General features: G+C 40.7%; 19 protein-coding genes. 12 read left to right on the top strand and 7 right to left on the bottom strand.

Annotated elements, in window-relative coordinates; translation table 11 throughout:
* Positions 1 to 122: 122 nt before the first annotated feature.
* The 12 genes from SD427_RS06295 to SD427_RS19055 all read left to right on the top strand — a co-directional run bounded on the left by SD427_RS06295 (position 123) and on the right by SD427_RS19055 (position 7,710).
* Positions 123 to 692, top strand: a complete 570-nt coding sequence (locus SD427_RS06295; RefSeq protein WP_320560427.1) for a Crp/Fnr family transcriptional regulator — start codon at positions 123 to 125, stop codon at positions 690 to 692.
* 194 nt (positions 693 to 886) lie between these two features.
* Positions 887 to 1,624, top strand: coding sequence for an SDR family oxidoreductase (locus SD427_RS06290; RefSeq protein WP_320560426.1), 738 nt, complete (start codon positions 887 to 889; stop codon positions 1,622 to 1,624).
* 86 nt (positions 1,625 to 1,710) lie between these two features.
* On the top strand, positions 1,711 to 2,301 hold the full coding sequence (locus SD427_RS06285) for a Crp/Fnr family transcriptional regulator (RefSeq protein WP_320560425.1): 591 nt from the start codon (positions 1,711 to 1,713) through the stop codon (positions 2,299 to 2,301).
* Between the two features lie 291 nt (positions 2,302 to 2,592).
* Complete coding sequence (locus tag SD427_RS06280; RefSeq protein WP_320560424.1) at positions 2,593 to 2,895, top strand: hypothetical protein; 303 nt, start codon at positions 2,593 to 2,595, stop codon at positions 2,893 to 2,895.
* A gap of 10 nt (positions 2,896 to 2,905) precedes the next feature.
* Positions 2,906 to 3,709: a hypothetical protein gene (locus tag SD427_RS06275; RefSeq protein WP_320560423.1), complete on the top strand. Its 804-nt coding sequence runs from the start codon at positions 2,906 to 2,908 to the stop codon at positions 3,707 to 3,709.
* 103 nt (positions 3,710 to 3,812) lie between these two features.
* Complete coding sequence (locus SD427_RS06270; protein ID WP_320560422.1) at positions 3,813 to 4,652, top strand: SDR family NAD(P)-dependent oxidoreductase; 840 nt, start codon at positions 3,813 to 3,815, stop codon at positions 4,650 to 4,652.
* A gap of 273 nt (positions 4,653 to 4,925) precedes the next feature.
* The gene (locus SD427_RS06265; RefSeq protein ID WP_320560421.1) at positions 4,926 to 5,843 is read left to right on the top strand and encodes a helix-turn-helix transcriptional regulator; all 918 of its coding nucleotides are present in this window, start codon (positions 4,926 to 4,928) and stop codon (positions 5,841 to 5,843) included.
* 262 nt (positions 5,844 to 6,105) lie between these two features.
* On the top strand, positions 6,106 to 6,189 hold the full coding sequence (locus tag SD427_RS19060) for a bacteriocin-like protein (protein WP_414017721.1): 84 nt from the start codon (positions 6,106 to 6,108) through the stop codon (positions 6,187 to 6,189).
* Between the two features lie 185 nt (positions 6,190 to 6,374).
* Positions 6,375 to 6,818 carry a hypothetical protein gene (locus SD427_RS06260; protein WP_320560420.1) on the top strand — a complete coding sequence of 148 codons (444 nt, stop codon included), beginning with the start codon at positions 6,375 to 6,377 and terminating at the stop codon, positions 6,816 to 6,818.
* An 81-nt stretch (positions 6,819 to 6,899) separates the two neighbouring features.
* Complete coding sequence (locus SD427_RS06255; protein WP_320560419.1) at positions 6,900 to 7,097, top strand: hypothetical protein; 198 nt, start codon at positions 6,900 to 6,902, stop codon at positions 7,095 to 7,097.
* A gap of 53 nt (positions 7,098 to 7,150) precedes the next feature.
* Positions 7,151 to 7,390, top strand: coding sequence for a hypothetical protein (locus SD427_RS06250; RefSeq protein WP_320560418.1), 240 nt, complete (start codon positions 7,151 to 7,153; stop codon positions 7,388 to 7,390).
* 83 nt (positions 7,391 to 7,473) lie between these two features.
* On the top strand, positions 7,474 to 7,710 hold the full coding sequence (locus SD427_RS19055) for a type II toxin-antitoxin system RelE/ParE family toxin (RefSeq protein ID WP_414017710.1): 237 nt from the start codon (positions 7,474 to 7,476) through the stop codon (positions 7,708 to 7,710).
* A gap of 76 nt (positions 7,711 to 7,786) precedes the next feature.
* Here the strand turns inward: SD427_RS19055 and gldG are convergent, their stop codons facing one another.
* From gldG to dacB, 7 genes are all read right to left on the bottom strand, one after another.
* Positions 7,787 to 9,457 carry a gliding motility-associated ABC transporter substrate-binding protein GldG gene (gene gldG / locus SD427_RS06245; RefSeq protein WP_320560417.1) on the bottom strand — a complete coding sequence of 557 codons (1,671 nt, stop codon included), beginning with the start codon at positions 9,455 to 9,457 and terminating at the stop codon, positions 7,787 to 7,789.
* 4 nt (positions 9,458 to 9,461) lie between these two features.
* Positions 9,462 to 10,190: an ABC transporter permease subunit gene (locus SD427_RS06240; protein WP_320560416.1), complete on the bottom strand. Its 729-nt coding sequence runs from the start codon at positions 10,188 to 10,190 to the stop codon at positions 9,462 to 9,464.
* 76 nt (positions 10,191 to 10,266) lie between these two features.
* A complete protein-coding gene (locus SD427_RS06235; protein WP_320560415.1) occupies positions 10,267 to 10,821 on the bottom strand; it encodes a CopD family protein in 555 nt (184 codons plus the stop codon).
* A gap of 68 nt (positions 10,822 to 10,889) precedes the next feature.
* Positions 10,890 to 11,417 carry a hypothetical protein gene (locus SD427_RS06230; protein ID WP_320560414.1) on the bottom strand — a complete coding sequence of 176 codons (528 nt, stop codon included), beginning with the start codon at positions 11,415 to 11,417 and terminating at the stop codon, positions 10,890 to 10,892.
* Positions 11,418 to 11,428: 11 nt separating this feature from the next.
* Positions 11,429 to 12,625 (bottom strand): glycine C-acetyltransferase, encoded by a 1,197-nt coding sequence (kbl, locus tag SD427_RS06225; protein ID WP_320560413.1) that lies wholly within the window; start codon positions 12,623 to 12,625, stop codon positions 11,429 to 11,431.
* 91 nt (positions 12,626 to 12,716) lie between these two features.
* Positions 12,717 to 14,639: a M1 family metallopeptidase gene (locus tag SD427_RS06220; protein WP_320560412.1), complete on the bottom strand. Its 1,923-nt coding sequence runs from the start codon at positions 14,637 to 14,639 to the stop codon at positions 12,717 to 12,719.
* An 81-nt stretch (positions 14,640 to 14,720) separates the two neighbouring features.
* A complete protein-coding gene (gene dacB, locus SD427_RS06215) occupies positions 14,721 to 16,193 on the bottom strand; it encodes a D-alanyl-D-alanine carboxypeptidase/D-alanyl-D-alanine-endopeptidase (protein ID WP_320560411.1) in 1,473 nt (490 codons plus the stop codon).
* Positions 16,194 to 16,281: the final 88 nt, after the last annotated feature.

Genomic DNA, 16,281 nt, shown 5'->3' with positions numbered 1-16,281 from the left:
TTGCAATGATCAAAAAAACAGGCCTGTCATACTGCACAGTACCTTATAATAATACACTGGATCCATAAAAATATTTACCAAATGGCAAATGATAAAAAGCCGGGTTTACTTATCTTGCACCCATGAAAGAACTGTTTGATTTCATTTTAAGGTTTGGGAACCTCAACCCGCAGCAGATGGAATTTATTGCCGCTAAAGCCACAATACTTGAGTTTCCCAAAGACGCGTATTTTTCTGAAGCCGGAAAAATCGCGCGGCAGGTAGGCTTTAATACAGAAGGCATTTTGCGTGTCTGCTATTACAACAATAAAAGTGAAGAGATCACCAAATATTTTATTGAAGAAAATAACCTGGTGGTAGACCTTGAAAGCTTCGATAACGGAATTTCTTCCACAGTCTATGTCCAGGCGGTTACCGATTGCAGAATGATTGTTTTCCAGAAGAAAGACTGGCAGGAACTCTTACAGACCATTGTCGGTTTTGATGCGATTGTCCATAAAATTATATCAAGGGCCCTGATGCAGAAGGTGGAGAGAAGGAGTCCGCTTGTTTCGGAAGATGCCACCACGAGATACCTGAAATTCCTGAAGGTCTACCCTACTGCGGTCAACCGTATTCCGCTTTCCTATGTTGCTTCCTACCTGGGCGTCACACAGTCTTCTTTAAGCAGAATCAGGAAAAATATTAAATAGGTTGAAAAATTTTGGATTTCAGATACCAAATAATCGCATGATTTTTTGGCCATAAATCAATTTGCAGATAATCCTGAACTTAAGTTTTCAGACTGAATTTTAAATATAATTAATAATTTTTCGCCGCTTTTTGCCAAATGGCAAATGTTATCCTGTTTAATTGCCGGAATTTTACACCATCAATTAAAAAAAGTATGAAAACAGTATTAATTACAGGAGCCAACAGAAGCATCGGCCTTGAAACCGCAAAACAACTTTCAGAACAGGGACTGTTCATATACCTGGGAAGCCGCAGCCTTGAGAATGGTGAAAAAGCGGTAAATGAATTACATGAGAAAGGATTCCAAAATATCAAAGCCATTGAAATTGATGTTACCCGTCCGGAATCAATTTCAGCCGCAAAAAACAGGATTGAAAAAGAACAGGGCAAACTGGATATCCTGATCAACAATGCCGGGATCCTGGGAGTACAGCCGCAAACAGCTGCTGAAACTCCGGTAGACGGTATCAAAGAAGTTTTTGAGACCAATTTTTTCGGAGTGATCAGCGTTACCCGGGCTTTCCTAAGCCTGCTTAAAAAATCAGACAGCCCGAGAATCAGCAATATTACCTCCGGACTGGGTTCACTGACGTTGCACAGCGATCCGGAATGGAAATATTACCATGTGAAAAATGCAGCTTACGGACCTTCCAAATCAGCTCTAAATGCCTACACCATTGTTCTGGCGTACGAACTGAGAGACTCGCCTTTTAAAGTAAACGCCATTGATCCCGGCTATACCGCAACGGATTTCAACCACCACAGCGGGCCGGGTTCCGTAGAAAGTGCCGCGTCATTCATTATTAAGCACACTGTAACGGATGAAAATGCACCGACCGGACAGTTCTACAGCCATGATATTGAGGATGAAACCGGAATCAGTCCCTGGTAAGAATAAATTTCAACGAATCAGCAAAGAGAAACTCCCGGGTTTCTCTTTATTTTTTACCAAATGATAAAGATTCAGAAATCAGGAAAATGTATATTGCAGGAATGAAAGAGTTTATTGACTATCTGCTGAAATTCGGTGACCTGAACGAACAGCAGATCAGCTTTATTACCGGAAATGCCATTGAAACAGAGCTTAGAAAGGATGCTTATTTTGCGGAAGCAGGAAAAGTGGTGAGGCAGAGCGGATTTATGACTGAAGGTATTCTCCGGAACTATTATTACAACAGCAGAGGCGAGGAAATCACCAAATATTTCGTAGAAGAAAACAATATGGTGATCTGCAAAGCCAGTTTTGATCATGAGGTTCCTGCCACTTCCTATCTGCAGGCGGTTACTGACTGCAGGATTATTACTTTTCCGAAAAAAAACTGGGAAGAAATTTCCGGTACCGTCATGATCTGGGACAGCCTGATGCAGAAAGTAACTTCCAGGGCTTTAGTAAGAAAGGTGGAAAGGATCAGTCCGCTTGTTTCGCAGGACGCCACTACCCGTTACCTGGAGTTTCTGGAAAACTATCCGGGCCTGGCCAACCGGGTCCCGCTTTCCTATATTGCTTCCTATCTCGGGATTACGCAGCAGTCACTCAGCAGGATCAGGAAAAACATACGGTTAACGTAAACACTTCAATACCGCTTTTAAGTCTCTTTTCACCAAACAGCAATCAATCTTCTTATTGCTTCAGATCATCTGTTAATTTAAACCTGAAAAATAAAAATACCATCAATTGTTACAACGGTAAAAATGACGGTTACAAAATTATATTGTGAAGTGAAGTGAAATCAATTCAGTAAAATAAAACCGGGATTACGTGTATAAAAACTAATTTTATTATCTTTAATCTTAATTCGTGTGGCTTCATGGATAAACAGGCCATAATAAGCTGTGACGAATAAAATTGAAATCCTTAACATGAAAACAAAACCACATTTTACGGCACTGCTTACCTATACGTCTACGGAAGAAGGAGGAAAAACGGCACCGGTTTCATCGGGAGACAGACCCGGATTCAAATTCCCGTTTGATGAGAAACTGTTTACAGGCATACAGAAATTCGCCGGAACGGAACTGGTTTTTCCCGGTGACAGTGTACATGCAGACATTACACTGCTCAATCCGGAACAGCTTACCGCAACAATTTATGAAGGTATGGATTTTGATTTTTATGAAGGCGATAAATTGACCGGACACGGGACAGTAACTGCATTATACTGAATAAAACCCTATGAAAGAACCGGTTCCTTATTTCACTACACTTATTCTGGAGTTTGAAAAATCCGGTGCATCTGCGGAAAGCATCAATAAATTGTTTGACCTGCTGTATGAATTACGTAAAAAGAACAGGTCACACCAGGAACAGTATATTCTTGCGAAAACCCTCCATCTTTTAGGCTCCCATCATGAAGCTGAAAGAATTTTAGAATCAGATGAATCCCCTGTCCGTTCACCCCGGAAAAGAGAACAAGAAAGGTCTTTAAAGCTCCTTCAGGAAATCAGAAAAGAGAACTCTTCTCCGTTCAGAACAGCAAAAGTCTACCGCGACCTTCGCGAAGCAGCAAGCCCCAAAAAGATAAGTCTGCTTTCTTTGGATGACCTTAAAACGTTGCGGGATCACAATAGTAATGGTAATGATAATCGTACCACGTATCAGATTGCTTTTTCCGATTCTGTTAAGAACATTATTGTATGTAATAAAAATGTAATAACGGAATGGATAAATGTCTTTTCAGAAAATCAGCCTGATGAATTTTTGATGATGAAACTCATCTTCCATTTTGAATGGCTTGCCGGAATCAAAAAAGAACTGACGGAATTCTACAGGACCGCCGATACAGGTTATAAGCCTGAAAAAACGGACCCTGACTGGTTCAACGGCCTTGAAGTCTGGGATGTCATGATTGATATTGACCTTGAAAATACCATTCATACTGAAATTCTTATAGCTGATTATTACAACAACGGATACAGTTTCTGCCTTACCGTGAAAGACGATTCCATCATAGACCTGAAGTACGATCCTTCCTTGTAATCAATATTCACGATCCGGATACATCATTCGCGGATCGGGCTACTTTTTCCGCTATTTGTCTTCCCATCTTTGTACCATCAATTAAACAAAAAATATTTTAAAAATGGAAACAAAAAAAGTATGGTTCGTAACAGGAGCTTCAAAAGGTTTAGGATTGGCTTTGGTAAAAAAACTCTTGGGACAAGGTTACCGGGTAGTGGCAACAAGCAGAACTATCCAGTCTTTGCGTTTGGAAATCGGAGAGCAATCGGAAGATTTCTTACCGCTTGAAGTCAGTTTAACAGATCCTGAAAATGTAAAATCAGCAATCGAAAAAAGCATTGAACATTTCGGACAGCTCGATGTAATAGTCAACAATGCGGGATACGGGCAGATCGGGACGCTGGAAGAGCTTTCGGATGAAGAAGCCAGAGCCAATTTCGATATCAATGTTTTCGGGACGCTGAATGTGATCAGAAATGCGATGCCTTATCTTCGCAAGCAGAGATCAGGTCATATTTTCAATATTTCTTCGATCGGAGGCTACTCCGGGAACTTTCCGGGCTGGGGAATTTACTGTGCGACAAAATTCGCGGTTGCCGGACTTACGGAATCGTTGGCAGAGGAAATCAAAGACTTCGGAGTAAAGGCTACCGTAGTATATCCGGGATACTTCAGGACCGATTTCTTAAGCAAAGAATCTGTGAGGACGCCTCAGAATGTGATTGAAGAATATGAAGCCGCAAGAAATTCTGAACAGGCTCACCTGGATGAAATCAACGGTAACCAGCCCAATGATCCGGAAAAAGGCGCAGAAGCCATCATCGAAATCAGCAAAGCGCAACATTCGCCTGTTCATTTCCTGCTGGGAAGCGGCGCATCCGAGTTTCTGGATAAAAAATTTGAAACGATGAAAGGCGATGCCGACAGATGGGAAAGCCTGACGTTGTTTACGGTCATCTAATCATTTTTCTTCTGTCTTAACACAAAAGAAACCAGAATCAGGACCGGAAACTTTCACTACATGAACTCTGTTATTTAAAGATTTCAAAACCCGTGCGGTTTTTATATTTCTGCTTCGGTAAAATATTGATCCGCATTTAAACAGCAGAATTTTTAATGTTAACAGAGTTGATTTTCTTAACACTGCATGTTACTGAATCACAATTACAGTATGGCTCAAATTACGAGCACATTTTACCTTGTATTTTTTAGAAAAATATCTAACTTCGTCATCATGAAACAGGCATTCCGTTTTAATTCTTTATCTGATTTCCACACGTTCAGCAATCTCCCGGGCCCGGAACATCCGCTGATCAGCCTGATCGATTACAGCCAGATCAGTTATCCCACTGATAATGACACCGAGCTGAAATGGATCCAGAATTTTTATTCCATCGGACTGAAACGGAACGTCAATGCCAGGTTCAATTACGGCCAGCAGGAATATGATTTTGACTCCGGCGTACTTTGTTTTGTATCACCGCTTCAGTTTCTGAGCCTTGAAATGAAACCCGATGTGGAGGTAAAACCAACCGGTTATTTACTGCTGATCCACCCGGATTTTCTTTGGGGCACTTCCCTGATCAAAAAAATAAAATCGTACGAATTTTTCAGCTACCAGATCAATGAAGCGCTTTTCCTTTCTGACAAGGAAGAGAAAATCATCGTAGACCTTTTTAAAAATATTGAAAGGGAATACCGGAACAATATGGACAAATTCACACAGGAGTTGATTGTCGCCCAGCTTGAACTGTTCCTTATTTACGCCGAACGTTTTTACGAACGCCAGTTCCTTACCCGGAAAAAATCCAGCCATGAGCTGCTGGATAAATTTGAAGAAGTCCTGGACGGATATTTTACAAACGGAAACCTCATTGAAAGCGGCATTCCTTCCGTGAAAACCATTGCCGCCCAAATGAATATTTCCTCCAATTACCTCGGTACTTTACTGCGCATCCATACGCAGCAAAATACCCAACAGCACATCCAGAATAAAATTATTGACACGGCAAAGGAACGCCTGAGCACTACAAATCTTTCGGTAAGTGAGATTGCTTACGAACTGGGGTTTGAGCATCCGCAGTCTTTCAGTAAGCTGTTTAAGCAGAAAACGAACCAGTCGCCGGGGGAGTTTAGGCGGTTGTTTAATTGAGAAAAATATAGAGTTATGTAATTTTAGCAATCATTACTCTTTTAAAAAATATTTCTATAAATGAATAATTAATGCTTGATGGATTCGCCAATTATTCTATCTACAACATCTATTACACTACCTAACAATACATTATAAAAATAATTTTTTAAATATTTTTTAAATAAAATTAAAATCATATCAAAAATTCACTACCTTAGGAATTGAATAAGCGGAATTCGGAAAGCTTAAACAGAGTAGGAAAACTAAAAACAATATTACCATGAAAAATTTGAAAAAACTTTCAAGAAACCAAATGAAATCAGTAAGCGGAGCATTGGCTGCTCCTTGTGACGGATGGAAATGATGCCATGCTAATGACGATGGAAGTTACGGCTATGGAATGTGTCCATCCTCAACCGGAGGTACAAGTTGCCACAATTATGCCTGCGGAGGTGGATTTTGGTGCTAATTAAACAATGAGAATGAATAGTTAACTTAAGGTAAACTATTCATTCTTTAAATAATTTCCCTTTAATATTAAATATCACCATGAAAAAAATATGCTTACTCCTTCTGATCATGATCTTCGGGTCCGGATTTGCCCAAAAAACTAAAAAAGAAGAAAAAGCAAAGGATAAATTTGAATCACGGCAGCCTCAGGACATGTCGGCTCCGCCTCCGCCTATGGTTGCTTTCCCTGCCCAATACCCTGACGGAAATAAAGCTTTCATCAATAATGTCGGTAAAAACCTGAACAAAGCTGCACTAAAACCTTTAAATAAAGATTTAAAAACCAAAATCATCCTTAAAATCGGTACTGACGGCAGTGTTATGAACATCTCTACATACGGAAATGATGAAATTTTTAACAGTGAAGTGAAAAAAGCTGCTGAAAAAGCGACTTATAACATTAAATGGGATGCCGGAAAAAACAACAAATGTGAAAAAGTAATTGATATCGTTAATCTTCCGTTTAAATATTCAAACATTTGACCCCTGCTGTATCTTATGCTGAATTTTATATATTTAGAATTCATTTGAAATTATGGTATATTTGGAATTAAAACTTATTTCATGAAAACCAAATATGCTGTTATTATTTTCCTGACCGGATTTTTATCAAACCTGATCGGTGCCTTTTTAAAAATCACCCATTATCCAAATGCTAATCTATTTTTCGTAATCGCTTCAATCCTTGAATCTTTGGGAATGCTTATTTTTATCTATAAACTCCTGACGTATCCAAAATTCAGGGAATTTATGAACTGGTAATATATGAACACAATATAAAATTAATTTGTAATTTTGATTTAAACACATCAGTCGTGGATATTCAAACGAGAAAATTAAATCTGATCACTTATCTTGCTCAGCTTCAGGATGAGAGTTTCTTTGAGAAAATTGAGGAATATATTTTATCAAAATTGGAAAAGGAAGATCACTCTGAATTTGTTCCTTTTAGTGTTGAGGCATTAGTCAGCCGTATTGAAAAATCTGAAGAAGATTTAAAAAAAGGCAACTTTAAAACCCAGGAAGATTTAGAAAACCAGTCTACAAATTGGTAAGTGATGAAAATTATCTGGACTGATTTTGCCATTGAAAATTTAAAAAGTATTTTGATTATTACGCAATTAATGCCAACCGAAAAGTGGCCCATAAAATCCGGAAACAAATCCTCGCATCAACAAAACAGCTGACTCAAAATCCGGAATCCGGTCAACTTGAATTGTATCTCGAAAGCCTGAATAAACAGCACAGGTACGTTGTAAGCAGTAATTATAAAATCATTTACAGAGTAGAAAATAAAAATATTGTGATTAATGATGTGTTCGATGTAAGACAGAATCCAATTAAAATGACAGATGAGAGTCGGGATAAGAAATAAATAACCCATTCATCATATTCAAAATAAAAAAGAGAAGCTTGCACTTCTCTTTTTCTATTTACTGTTATTGTTATCATTATCCGAACTTCCTCTTCCTCAGCCAGAAGAACAACCCTCCCAGAACGGCAATAATCGCTAAAGGAAGCAGCAGGTTGAACCACTGCCAGTAATTCCTTTCTTCATTGATCAGGTAACGGTCCAGAAGCCTTTCTTCGATATTGCGGTTTCTTAATTCCATCAGGTTGCTGTCATCCAAAAGGTAATCCAGTGCATTTTTCAGGAACTGCTCATTTCCGAAACGCTCCTGTGTCAGGACATCCATTCCCAAAGGCATTGGTTTTCCGTTCACTACTTTATTTCTGGCGATGTCCCCATCTGCAATAACGATCATTTTATTTTCAGGGCTTGACGCTTTAAAACCGGGATAGGATTTCCTTTCGATCCTTGAAGCATACGCAGAAGTAAATTTACCCTGCAGTGCCACGGCAAAGATTTTAGGCGTGCTCGGTTTTTCCAATTGCCCTAAGCTGTCCACACTGTTGATTTCCTCTAAGCTTACGTAGTTCGGGACCTGCTTCAGGGATGTCCTTTCACTGGATTCAAAAAGGACGTCTGTCCTGATATTTTTTCTTCCGCCCAATGTATCAATCGAGGTCGGGAACTCGAATTTTACGGGGTTGATGTTTTTAGTAATCGGATTCTCATTTTCGGCAATGCCCAACGGAAAATAAGGCCATGGCTGGGTAGAATACTGTGCGTTTCCGGCCACTTCTCCGGCAACGAACTTCAGCTTGGCAAACTTCTTCACATCTTTTACCAGAGCCGGATTGATCCTGATCCCGTAATTGAAAAAGAAATCCGTCAGGTTAAGGTCAACCGGATAGGGCATCAGCTTTTCAGAACGCATCAGGGTATCCATTTCCGCATTCACGGCATCGATCATCCAGAGGGTTTTTCCGCCGTTCATGATGTACTGGTCAAGAATTACTTTCTCGCCATCCGTAAACGCTTTCCTGGGCTTTGCAATCACCAGGGCGCTCATCTGTTTCAGCAACGGGACATCGGCTAATGAAAGTTCAGTCCGGTTTTTAGGAATAATCGGTCCGGCATCATAATTTTCAAGTGCAAGATTCATAAATCCCTGGAATTCTCCCGGGCTCAGCTCATCCTGGTTCACCAGAACGCCTACTTTCTTAAAGCTTTCATTGGTGGCTATTTTTAATCTGGAAATAAAATTATACTCCAGGTTTTCAATGGATTTATTAAGCAGTTCGGCGTTATCCGTATAATTCTGCTCCACCACCAACGGTACGGTTACTTTTACTTTCCCGTTCTTAATCAGCGCATACGGATAAATTTCGATCTGTGAAGTTTTCCCGCTTTTCCGGTCATCCAGGACAGACGGGTATATTCCGTGAGATAATAAGCTGTCTTTCGGGATCTTTGTTTCAATCGGGTCGATAAATTTGAAATCCACCTTAGAATTCACTTTCCTGAAATTTTCAAGCATGAATTTCGTCTCGCTCTGAAGCTGTTTGAAATCCGCAGGGAAATCACCTTCGAGGTAAACTTCAACCATAACCGGCTTTTTCACGGATTCCAAAACCTTGATGGTATTATCTGAAAGGGTATACCTTTTTTCTTTGGTTAAATCCAACCTGATTCCTGAAACGGCCAGGATTACCGCAAGCGGCAACACCAAAAAGAGCAAAATTCCTGCCGGGGACCTGAACTGTATCTTCTTCATAATTTTACTTCTTTTTATTGATAAAATGATTGGACAATACCAAAGTGACCCCAATGACCAACACAAAATAAGCGACATCCTTAAAATCGATAAGCCCTCTGGTAAACCCTAAGAAATGCTGGTAAAAACCGATGTTCTGCAAAATAAAATCTGCACCGCCCAGCAGTTTATAACTGGCCAGCTGTTCAATCCCGAAATACATGATGAAGCACATGAAAACACCCAGCAGATACGCCATGATCTGGTTCTGGGAAAAAGAAGATGCAAGAATGCCTACACCTGAAAATGCGGCAATCAGAATAATCAGCCCGATATAGCTCCCGAAGGTCATTCCCAGGTCAATATTTCCCGCAGGAACGCCTAAGACATATATCGTATACAGGTAAATCAATGACGGGATCAGGCATAGAATCCCGACGATCCAGACAGAAAGAAATTTTCCGAATACCAGGTCTGAAACTTTCAGCGGCTGGGAAAACAGCCAGTTTAAGGTTCCGGTCTGCTGTTCTTCAGCAAAAGTTTTCATGGAAAGCGCGGGGATAATGAACATCAGGAACCACGGCACCAGTACAAAGTAGCTCTGGAGCGAAGCGGTCCCGATTTCAAAAATATTGGAATCATTATCGAAAAAAAACAGAAACAGCGTCGCAATCAGGCTGAAAGCCGCAATGATCAGCCATGCGCTCCAGTTCCCGAAATAACTCCAAAGTTCTTTTTTTAAAATTGCAAACATGTTTTATAGTTATGAGTTGTAAATCATAAGTTATGAATGGCGAAGGAATTTATATTTCATCATTCTTAACTTGATTTTATGTATTACTTTTTTTACTTTTATTAACCAGTTTTACGGTCATCATAATCAGAAATACCAGAACGAAAAATCCGGTGATTAATTGCCACCAGTATTCAATAACTCCATTTTTCAGGATTACTGTAAATACCACAAGGAACAGGATAAAGGTGGCGATCTCGTTGGCCTGCCTCAGTTTGATATTTGCCGTATCGAGTTCAGCTCCGTTAAGTTTCTTTAGCTCCAGCACTTTTTTCCAGCACCAGTAGTGATAAAATGCCAGTCCGACAAGGAAGGTCAGTTTCAGATGAAACCAGGGCGTCTTCATTAATCCGGTATTTAAGAAAATCATGACCAGACCGCAGACCGCCATGATTATTCCGGCCGGAACGGTGATGATGTTCCACAGCCTTCCTGCCATAAAAATATACTGCTCCCTTAAAATCTTTTTCTTTTCCTCCGGAAATCCGTCGGTATCTTTATAGTACACAAAAATTCTAACGAGGTAAAAAATTCCCGCAAAATAGCTGACCATAAAAATAATGTGAAGCGCTTTTATTATTGTATAAAGCATTTTTATTTATTTTTTGAAAGAAATACGGTCGGTTTTATTCCCATTGCACAGTAATTCATTTTCACGATTTACTGCACAACGGTAATAATGGATTTGTCCGGTTTTAACAGGATTTTTTCCGCTCCTAAACCGGTATAATATTTTTCCAGTTTATTTAAGTGGTCATCACTTGTTTCCCTGCCTTTTATCTGGTAGCTGTAATCGCTCCAGATGCGGATATAAAAAAGGTCTTTCACTAAAACACGGTAGTTGGGCTGTTCAAAATTTTTGGCAAGATAATTATTAAGGTCTTTTTTTGTCTTGAACTGATAAATATATACCCCTCTGTCATGCAGGTCATCTTTGGGATTATTATAAATGAACCCGTAGACTTTGGCAATTTTAGAGGCAATGCCAGCATCTGCAATTTTAGAAATTACATCCGGACTGTCCGTTACAAAAGGCATCCCGGTAATACCGGCAGATTTCATTTCCCGGTTTATTTTTACAGGCTGCATGCCCTGCAGCTCAACATTTTTAAGATCAAAATCCATAATGTTTTGTGCAGAGAGGCTCTGAAGACAGACAAAACCGATGATCAGCAATATTTTTTTCATACGCCTGCCTTTTAAGAAATCACATCCAGCTCTTTCCCTACTTTCTCGAATGCAGCAATGGCTTTATCAAGATGTTCCCGGGTATGTGCTGCAGAAAGCTGAACCCTGATCCTTGCCTTTCCTTTCGGGACTACAGGATAGAAGAATCCGATTACATAAATTCCTTCATCCATCAATTTTTCAGCCATTTTCTGGGCCAGAGGCGCATCATAAAGCATTACGGGAACAATTGCGGCATCACCATCCGGGATATCGAAGCCTTTTGCCTTCATTTCCTTTCTGAAATATTCTGCATTTTCCATCACCCGGTCACGGAGAGAAGTATCGTCAGAGATCATATCCAAAACTTTCAGCGCTGCCCCGACAATTCCGGGCGCGAGTGAATTGGAGAATAAATAAGGCCTTGAACGCTGTCTCAGCATATCAATAATTTCTTTTTTACCGGAGGTAAATCCGCCCAGGGCACCGCCTAAAGCTTTCCCTAATGTAGAGGTAATGATATCTACCCGGCCCATCACTTCGTTGGCTTCATGCGTCCCGCGGCCTGTTTTCCCTATGAAACCCGTTGCATGGGAGTCATCTACCATAACCAAGGCATCGTATTTATCTGCCAGGTCACAAACGCCTTTCAGGTCTGCAACAATTCCGTCCATAGAGAATACGCCGTCCGTTACGATAATTTTAAAACGGTGGTTTTTTTCGGAAGCGGCAATCAGCTGCGCCTCCAGATCTTCCATGTTGTTGTTTTTATAGCGGTATCTTGCGGCTTTACAGAGACGGACTCCGTCAATGATCGAAGCGTGGTTCAGTTCATCTGAAATGATCGCATCTTCTTCTGTAAATAAAGGTTCGAACACCCCGCCGTTGGCATCGAAGCAGGCAGCATATAAAATGGTATCTTCAAGTCCTAAAAATTCAGCAATTTTCTGCTCCAGCTGCTTATGGATATCCTGAGTCCCGCAGATAAAACGAACAGACGACATTCCATACCCGTGGGATCCAATCATATCCTGGGAAGCCTTCATCACTTCCGGATGGTTGGATAATCCCAGATAATTGTTGGCACAGAAGTTCAGAAGCTTTTTCCCGTTGGCTTCTATTTCCGCACTCTGCTGAGAAGTAATAATCCTTTCTTTTTTGTAAAGACCGTCATTTTCAATATTCTGCAGTTCGTTCTGTAGGTTTTCAAGATACTTTTTAGAGATCATTTTCTGATAAATTTTTGATGTGCTAATTTAATAAAAAAAAGCCGTTTCACGATGATGAAACGGCTGTGTTATTTGCTGACAGCAAGCTCCGCTATTTTTTGATGAATTTAACCGGCTTGTCTTTTATTTTAAAAACATACATTCCGGGAACAAGCGCTGAAATATCAACCGCTTTTTCAGGCTCGCATTTTCCGCTTCTCACCAATTTACCGTCTGCAGAATAAATAATAAAGTCTGCAGGCTTATCAATTCCTTTGATATATAGTTCGTTTTTCGCAGGGTTCGGGTATAAAGCAAATGCTTCCTTTATCAATTCAGAAGTTCCTAAATTGGCATCCATGCTTACCGTAGAATTCCTTTCCAGGATCTGATAGTCATAATTAAACTCCACACTGGCTACCGGAAAGGTTACCGACTGTACGAAATACTGGTTGTTAACTGTATTGTTGAGCGAAAAATAAGCTACCTGACCGCCTGTTCCATTGACTTTTACCGGCAGCGACATTTCAAAAAAGCTTACCGCAGGACTGCTTTGGGTCTGGGATGCCCTGAATGTCAGTGTATTTCCCGTCTGTTTCCAGCGGATGTCATATATAGGATAGCCTTCCCCGTAGATCCAGTCATTGAAAAACCCCGTAAAATCCTGTCCTGTAGACTGTAATAAAGAAGCATTGAAGTCCTGGGTCTTTACATAATTATAGGCAAGGGCCGGCCTTGAGTGGTATTGCTGAAGCGCCTGATAGAAAGCGGTGTCCCCTAAAATCCATTTCAGCATCCTCAGCACATAGCCTCCTTTTGAATAGGAAAGCCTTCCGCTGAAAATAGCGCCGGTATTTCCCAGATCTGAATCTGCTACATATACGCTTCCTCCAGGGGCGCCGGTGACATAATTTTTTTGGGTTAGAAGGTAGTTTAAAAATTCCGTATTGGACATCAGCAGTTTTTCATTGGCAAGGTGTTCCCCGAAGGTTGCAAAGCCTTCATTCAGCCAGATATCATTCCATGCCCCGCAAGTTACTTTGTCGCCGAACCACTGGTGGGCAAGCTCATGGGCAATCAGCCCTCTGCCCCACGAACCCATTGAAGACATGGTCTGGTGTTCCATTCCGCCTCCGGCCTGGAATTCCATGTGCCCGTATTTTTCATTCCTGAAAGGATAAGGCCCGAAATAGGTTTCAAAAGTATTCATTACGGTTTTGGTCCATTCAATATTGCTCATGCTGGACGTATTGGAAGCTGTTGAAGGGAATACATAATTTACAAACGGAAAGGGAGGATTTCCCATGGTATCGTTAAGCTTCACAAAATTGGTAATCGAAAGCGCAACGAGATAGGCCGCCGTTGGGTACTGCGTTCTCCAGAAGGTACGTTTCTGTCCGTTGCCCACAGCAGTCTCAGACATCAGTTTTCCGTTAGAAGCTACGTTGTACTGGGAAGGCGTGGTGACTTTAATATCGAACTTTTCAATCTTATCGTTCAGGCTCTGTTTGGTCGGGAACCAGTCCTGTGCACCGTACGGCTCATTTAATGTTGACAGGACTGCTGTTCCGCCCTGAGTGCCGTTGAAGAAAGCATTGTTAGCGTTGGAAGGGGCTCCGGAATAATAAACGGTAAGCGAATCCAGCACATTGGCAGCCAGCGAAGCCGTAAAATTAACTTTCAGCTCTTTGGTGGAAAGCTGTTGAAAGCTGAGATTCTGGCCATGGTACGTCACCTGTGAAACCGGCATCTGGTTGTTGAGGTCAAAATAAATGCTGTTAATAGCCTGGTTCGGCTTGAAATGCGAGGTCACTGAGCCTGAAATGTTATACACAGAAGGATTAATGGTAACATCCATCCGCTGGTACTGAAGATCATAATTCAGTGTATTGGGATTGGTATTTCCTGCAGCCATTTTATGGGCAAAAGATTTCATTTCCTTTGCAATCAGTCCTTTTTTTTCAAGATTGTCATTTTGAGAATACAGCTGCTGAAAAACAGCAACACTCAAAACAAAAAGATATATTTTTTTCATATTCCATTAAATTAAGTCAAAGATAAAAAAAACCTTCTAATCATGGATTAAAAGGTTTTTGCAATATCTGTATAAAACATTCTACAAATCCAAAGCCGGTTCCAGAATCTTTTCCATTCTTTTCTTCACCATATCTACCGAACCTGCATAATTGTTTACCATCAGGGAAAAAACAAGTGTCTTTCCTGAGTTTGTTTTCATATATCCCGCCAGGGTCTTCACTTTATTCAATGTTCCGGTTTTTGCAAAAACCTGTCCGTTCCCGGTACCGATGAACATTCTCTTTAAGGTTCCCGACTGTCCTCCAACCGGTAATGAACTGAAATAGGTCTTATAATATTTTTCATCCATTAAAGAAGTTAAGAACTTAGCCTGCGCAATCGGGGTTACATTATTGCTTCTAGACAATCCGCTCCCGTCGATATAATTCAGGCCGATCATATCAAAACCTTCGTTTTTCAGATGCTGGGTTACCACTTTCCTGCCGGATTCAGTAGTCTGGTCTCCCAAGCTCTGGAATCCTACCGTTTTTAACAAAGCCTCTGCAAGGCCGTTATCGCTGTGCTGGTTGGTATAATAAATAATATCACTCAAAGTCGGAGATTTGTATACTGAAAGAAGTTTCCTGTTTTCAGGATTAGCATCCGTCATCTTCGGGGTTACTTTTCCCGTTACGGCAATTCCGCTTTTTACCAGATTTGTCCTGAAAGAATTGGCCAGATAAGCCGGAGCGTCCGGCAGTTTTGTGGTTAAGATACCGTTCCCTTCATAAATATCGGCATATACCATCTGACTGTTGTACGGAGAAACATAGAAAAACTTCTTTTCTACAGATAAGTTACCGGTTTTTTTTACGATCAGTTTTTCATTGGCCGGGTTGATTTCGCGGGTAGTTCCTGCAGGCAGATAGTAATTATTATTTTCCAGCCAGACAACATTTTCCGGAAGCTTAGAAATATTGCCTTTGAAAAGCGCTGTCTGAATGATAATATCACCGTTTACCTTTTTGATTCCCTCACGTAAAAGCCCGTCTCTGAAGTCTGAAACAATATTGCTGTAAGACCAGGCGCCCGCCTTGTTGGTTCCCAGGGAAGGGTCACCGCTTCCTACAATATAAAGGTTTCCGTTCAATACTCCGTTTTCATCAATACTTCCCGAATATTCCAGCTGGGTATTCCATCGGTAATTCTCACCGAGCATGCTCATCGCCGTCTCCGTGGTTAATAATTTGGTGGTGGAAGCCGGAACCAAAGGCGTATTTTCGTTATATGAAGAGATTACTTTCTTCGTTTTCGGGTCATACACTACGAATCCCCAGGTTGCATTTTTCAGCACCGGGTCGGCCATCATCGTGTTTACATTAATATCAACAATTTCCTTAGGCGACAAAATAGCTTTCTCCGCCATCGCGGTGATGGGAGAAGGTAAGTTTAGATTACTTTTCTGATTGTCATAAGCCTGAGAATAAAGAACTGCGGAAACGGTAGACTGTGCAAGGAAAAAGCCTGAAGCCAGCACCGCAACACCTGAAATATACTTTCTGAAATTTACCATCTATTTTTCATTTTCTTATAGTTTGGATCGGTTAAAAATCAATTGGTTAAATTGACAATAAGAGCCCAAACATATAATCAACGGCCAA

The sequence above is a fragment of the Chryseobacterium sp. JJR-5R genome, from assembly GCF_034047335.1.
Taxonomy (GTDB): Bacteria; Bacteroidota; Bacteroidia; order Flavobacteriales; family Weeksellaceae; genus Chryseobacterium.
This window is presented reverse-complemented; position numbering and strand designations above follow the sequence as displayed.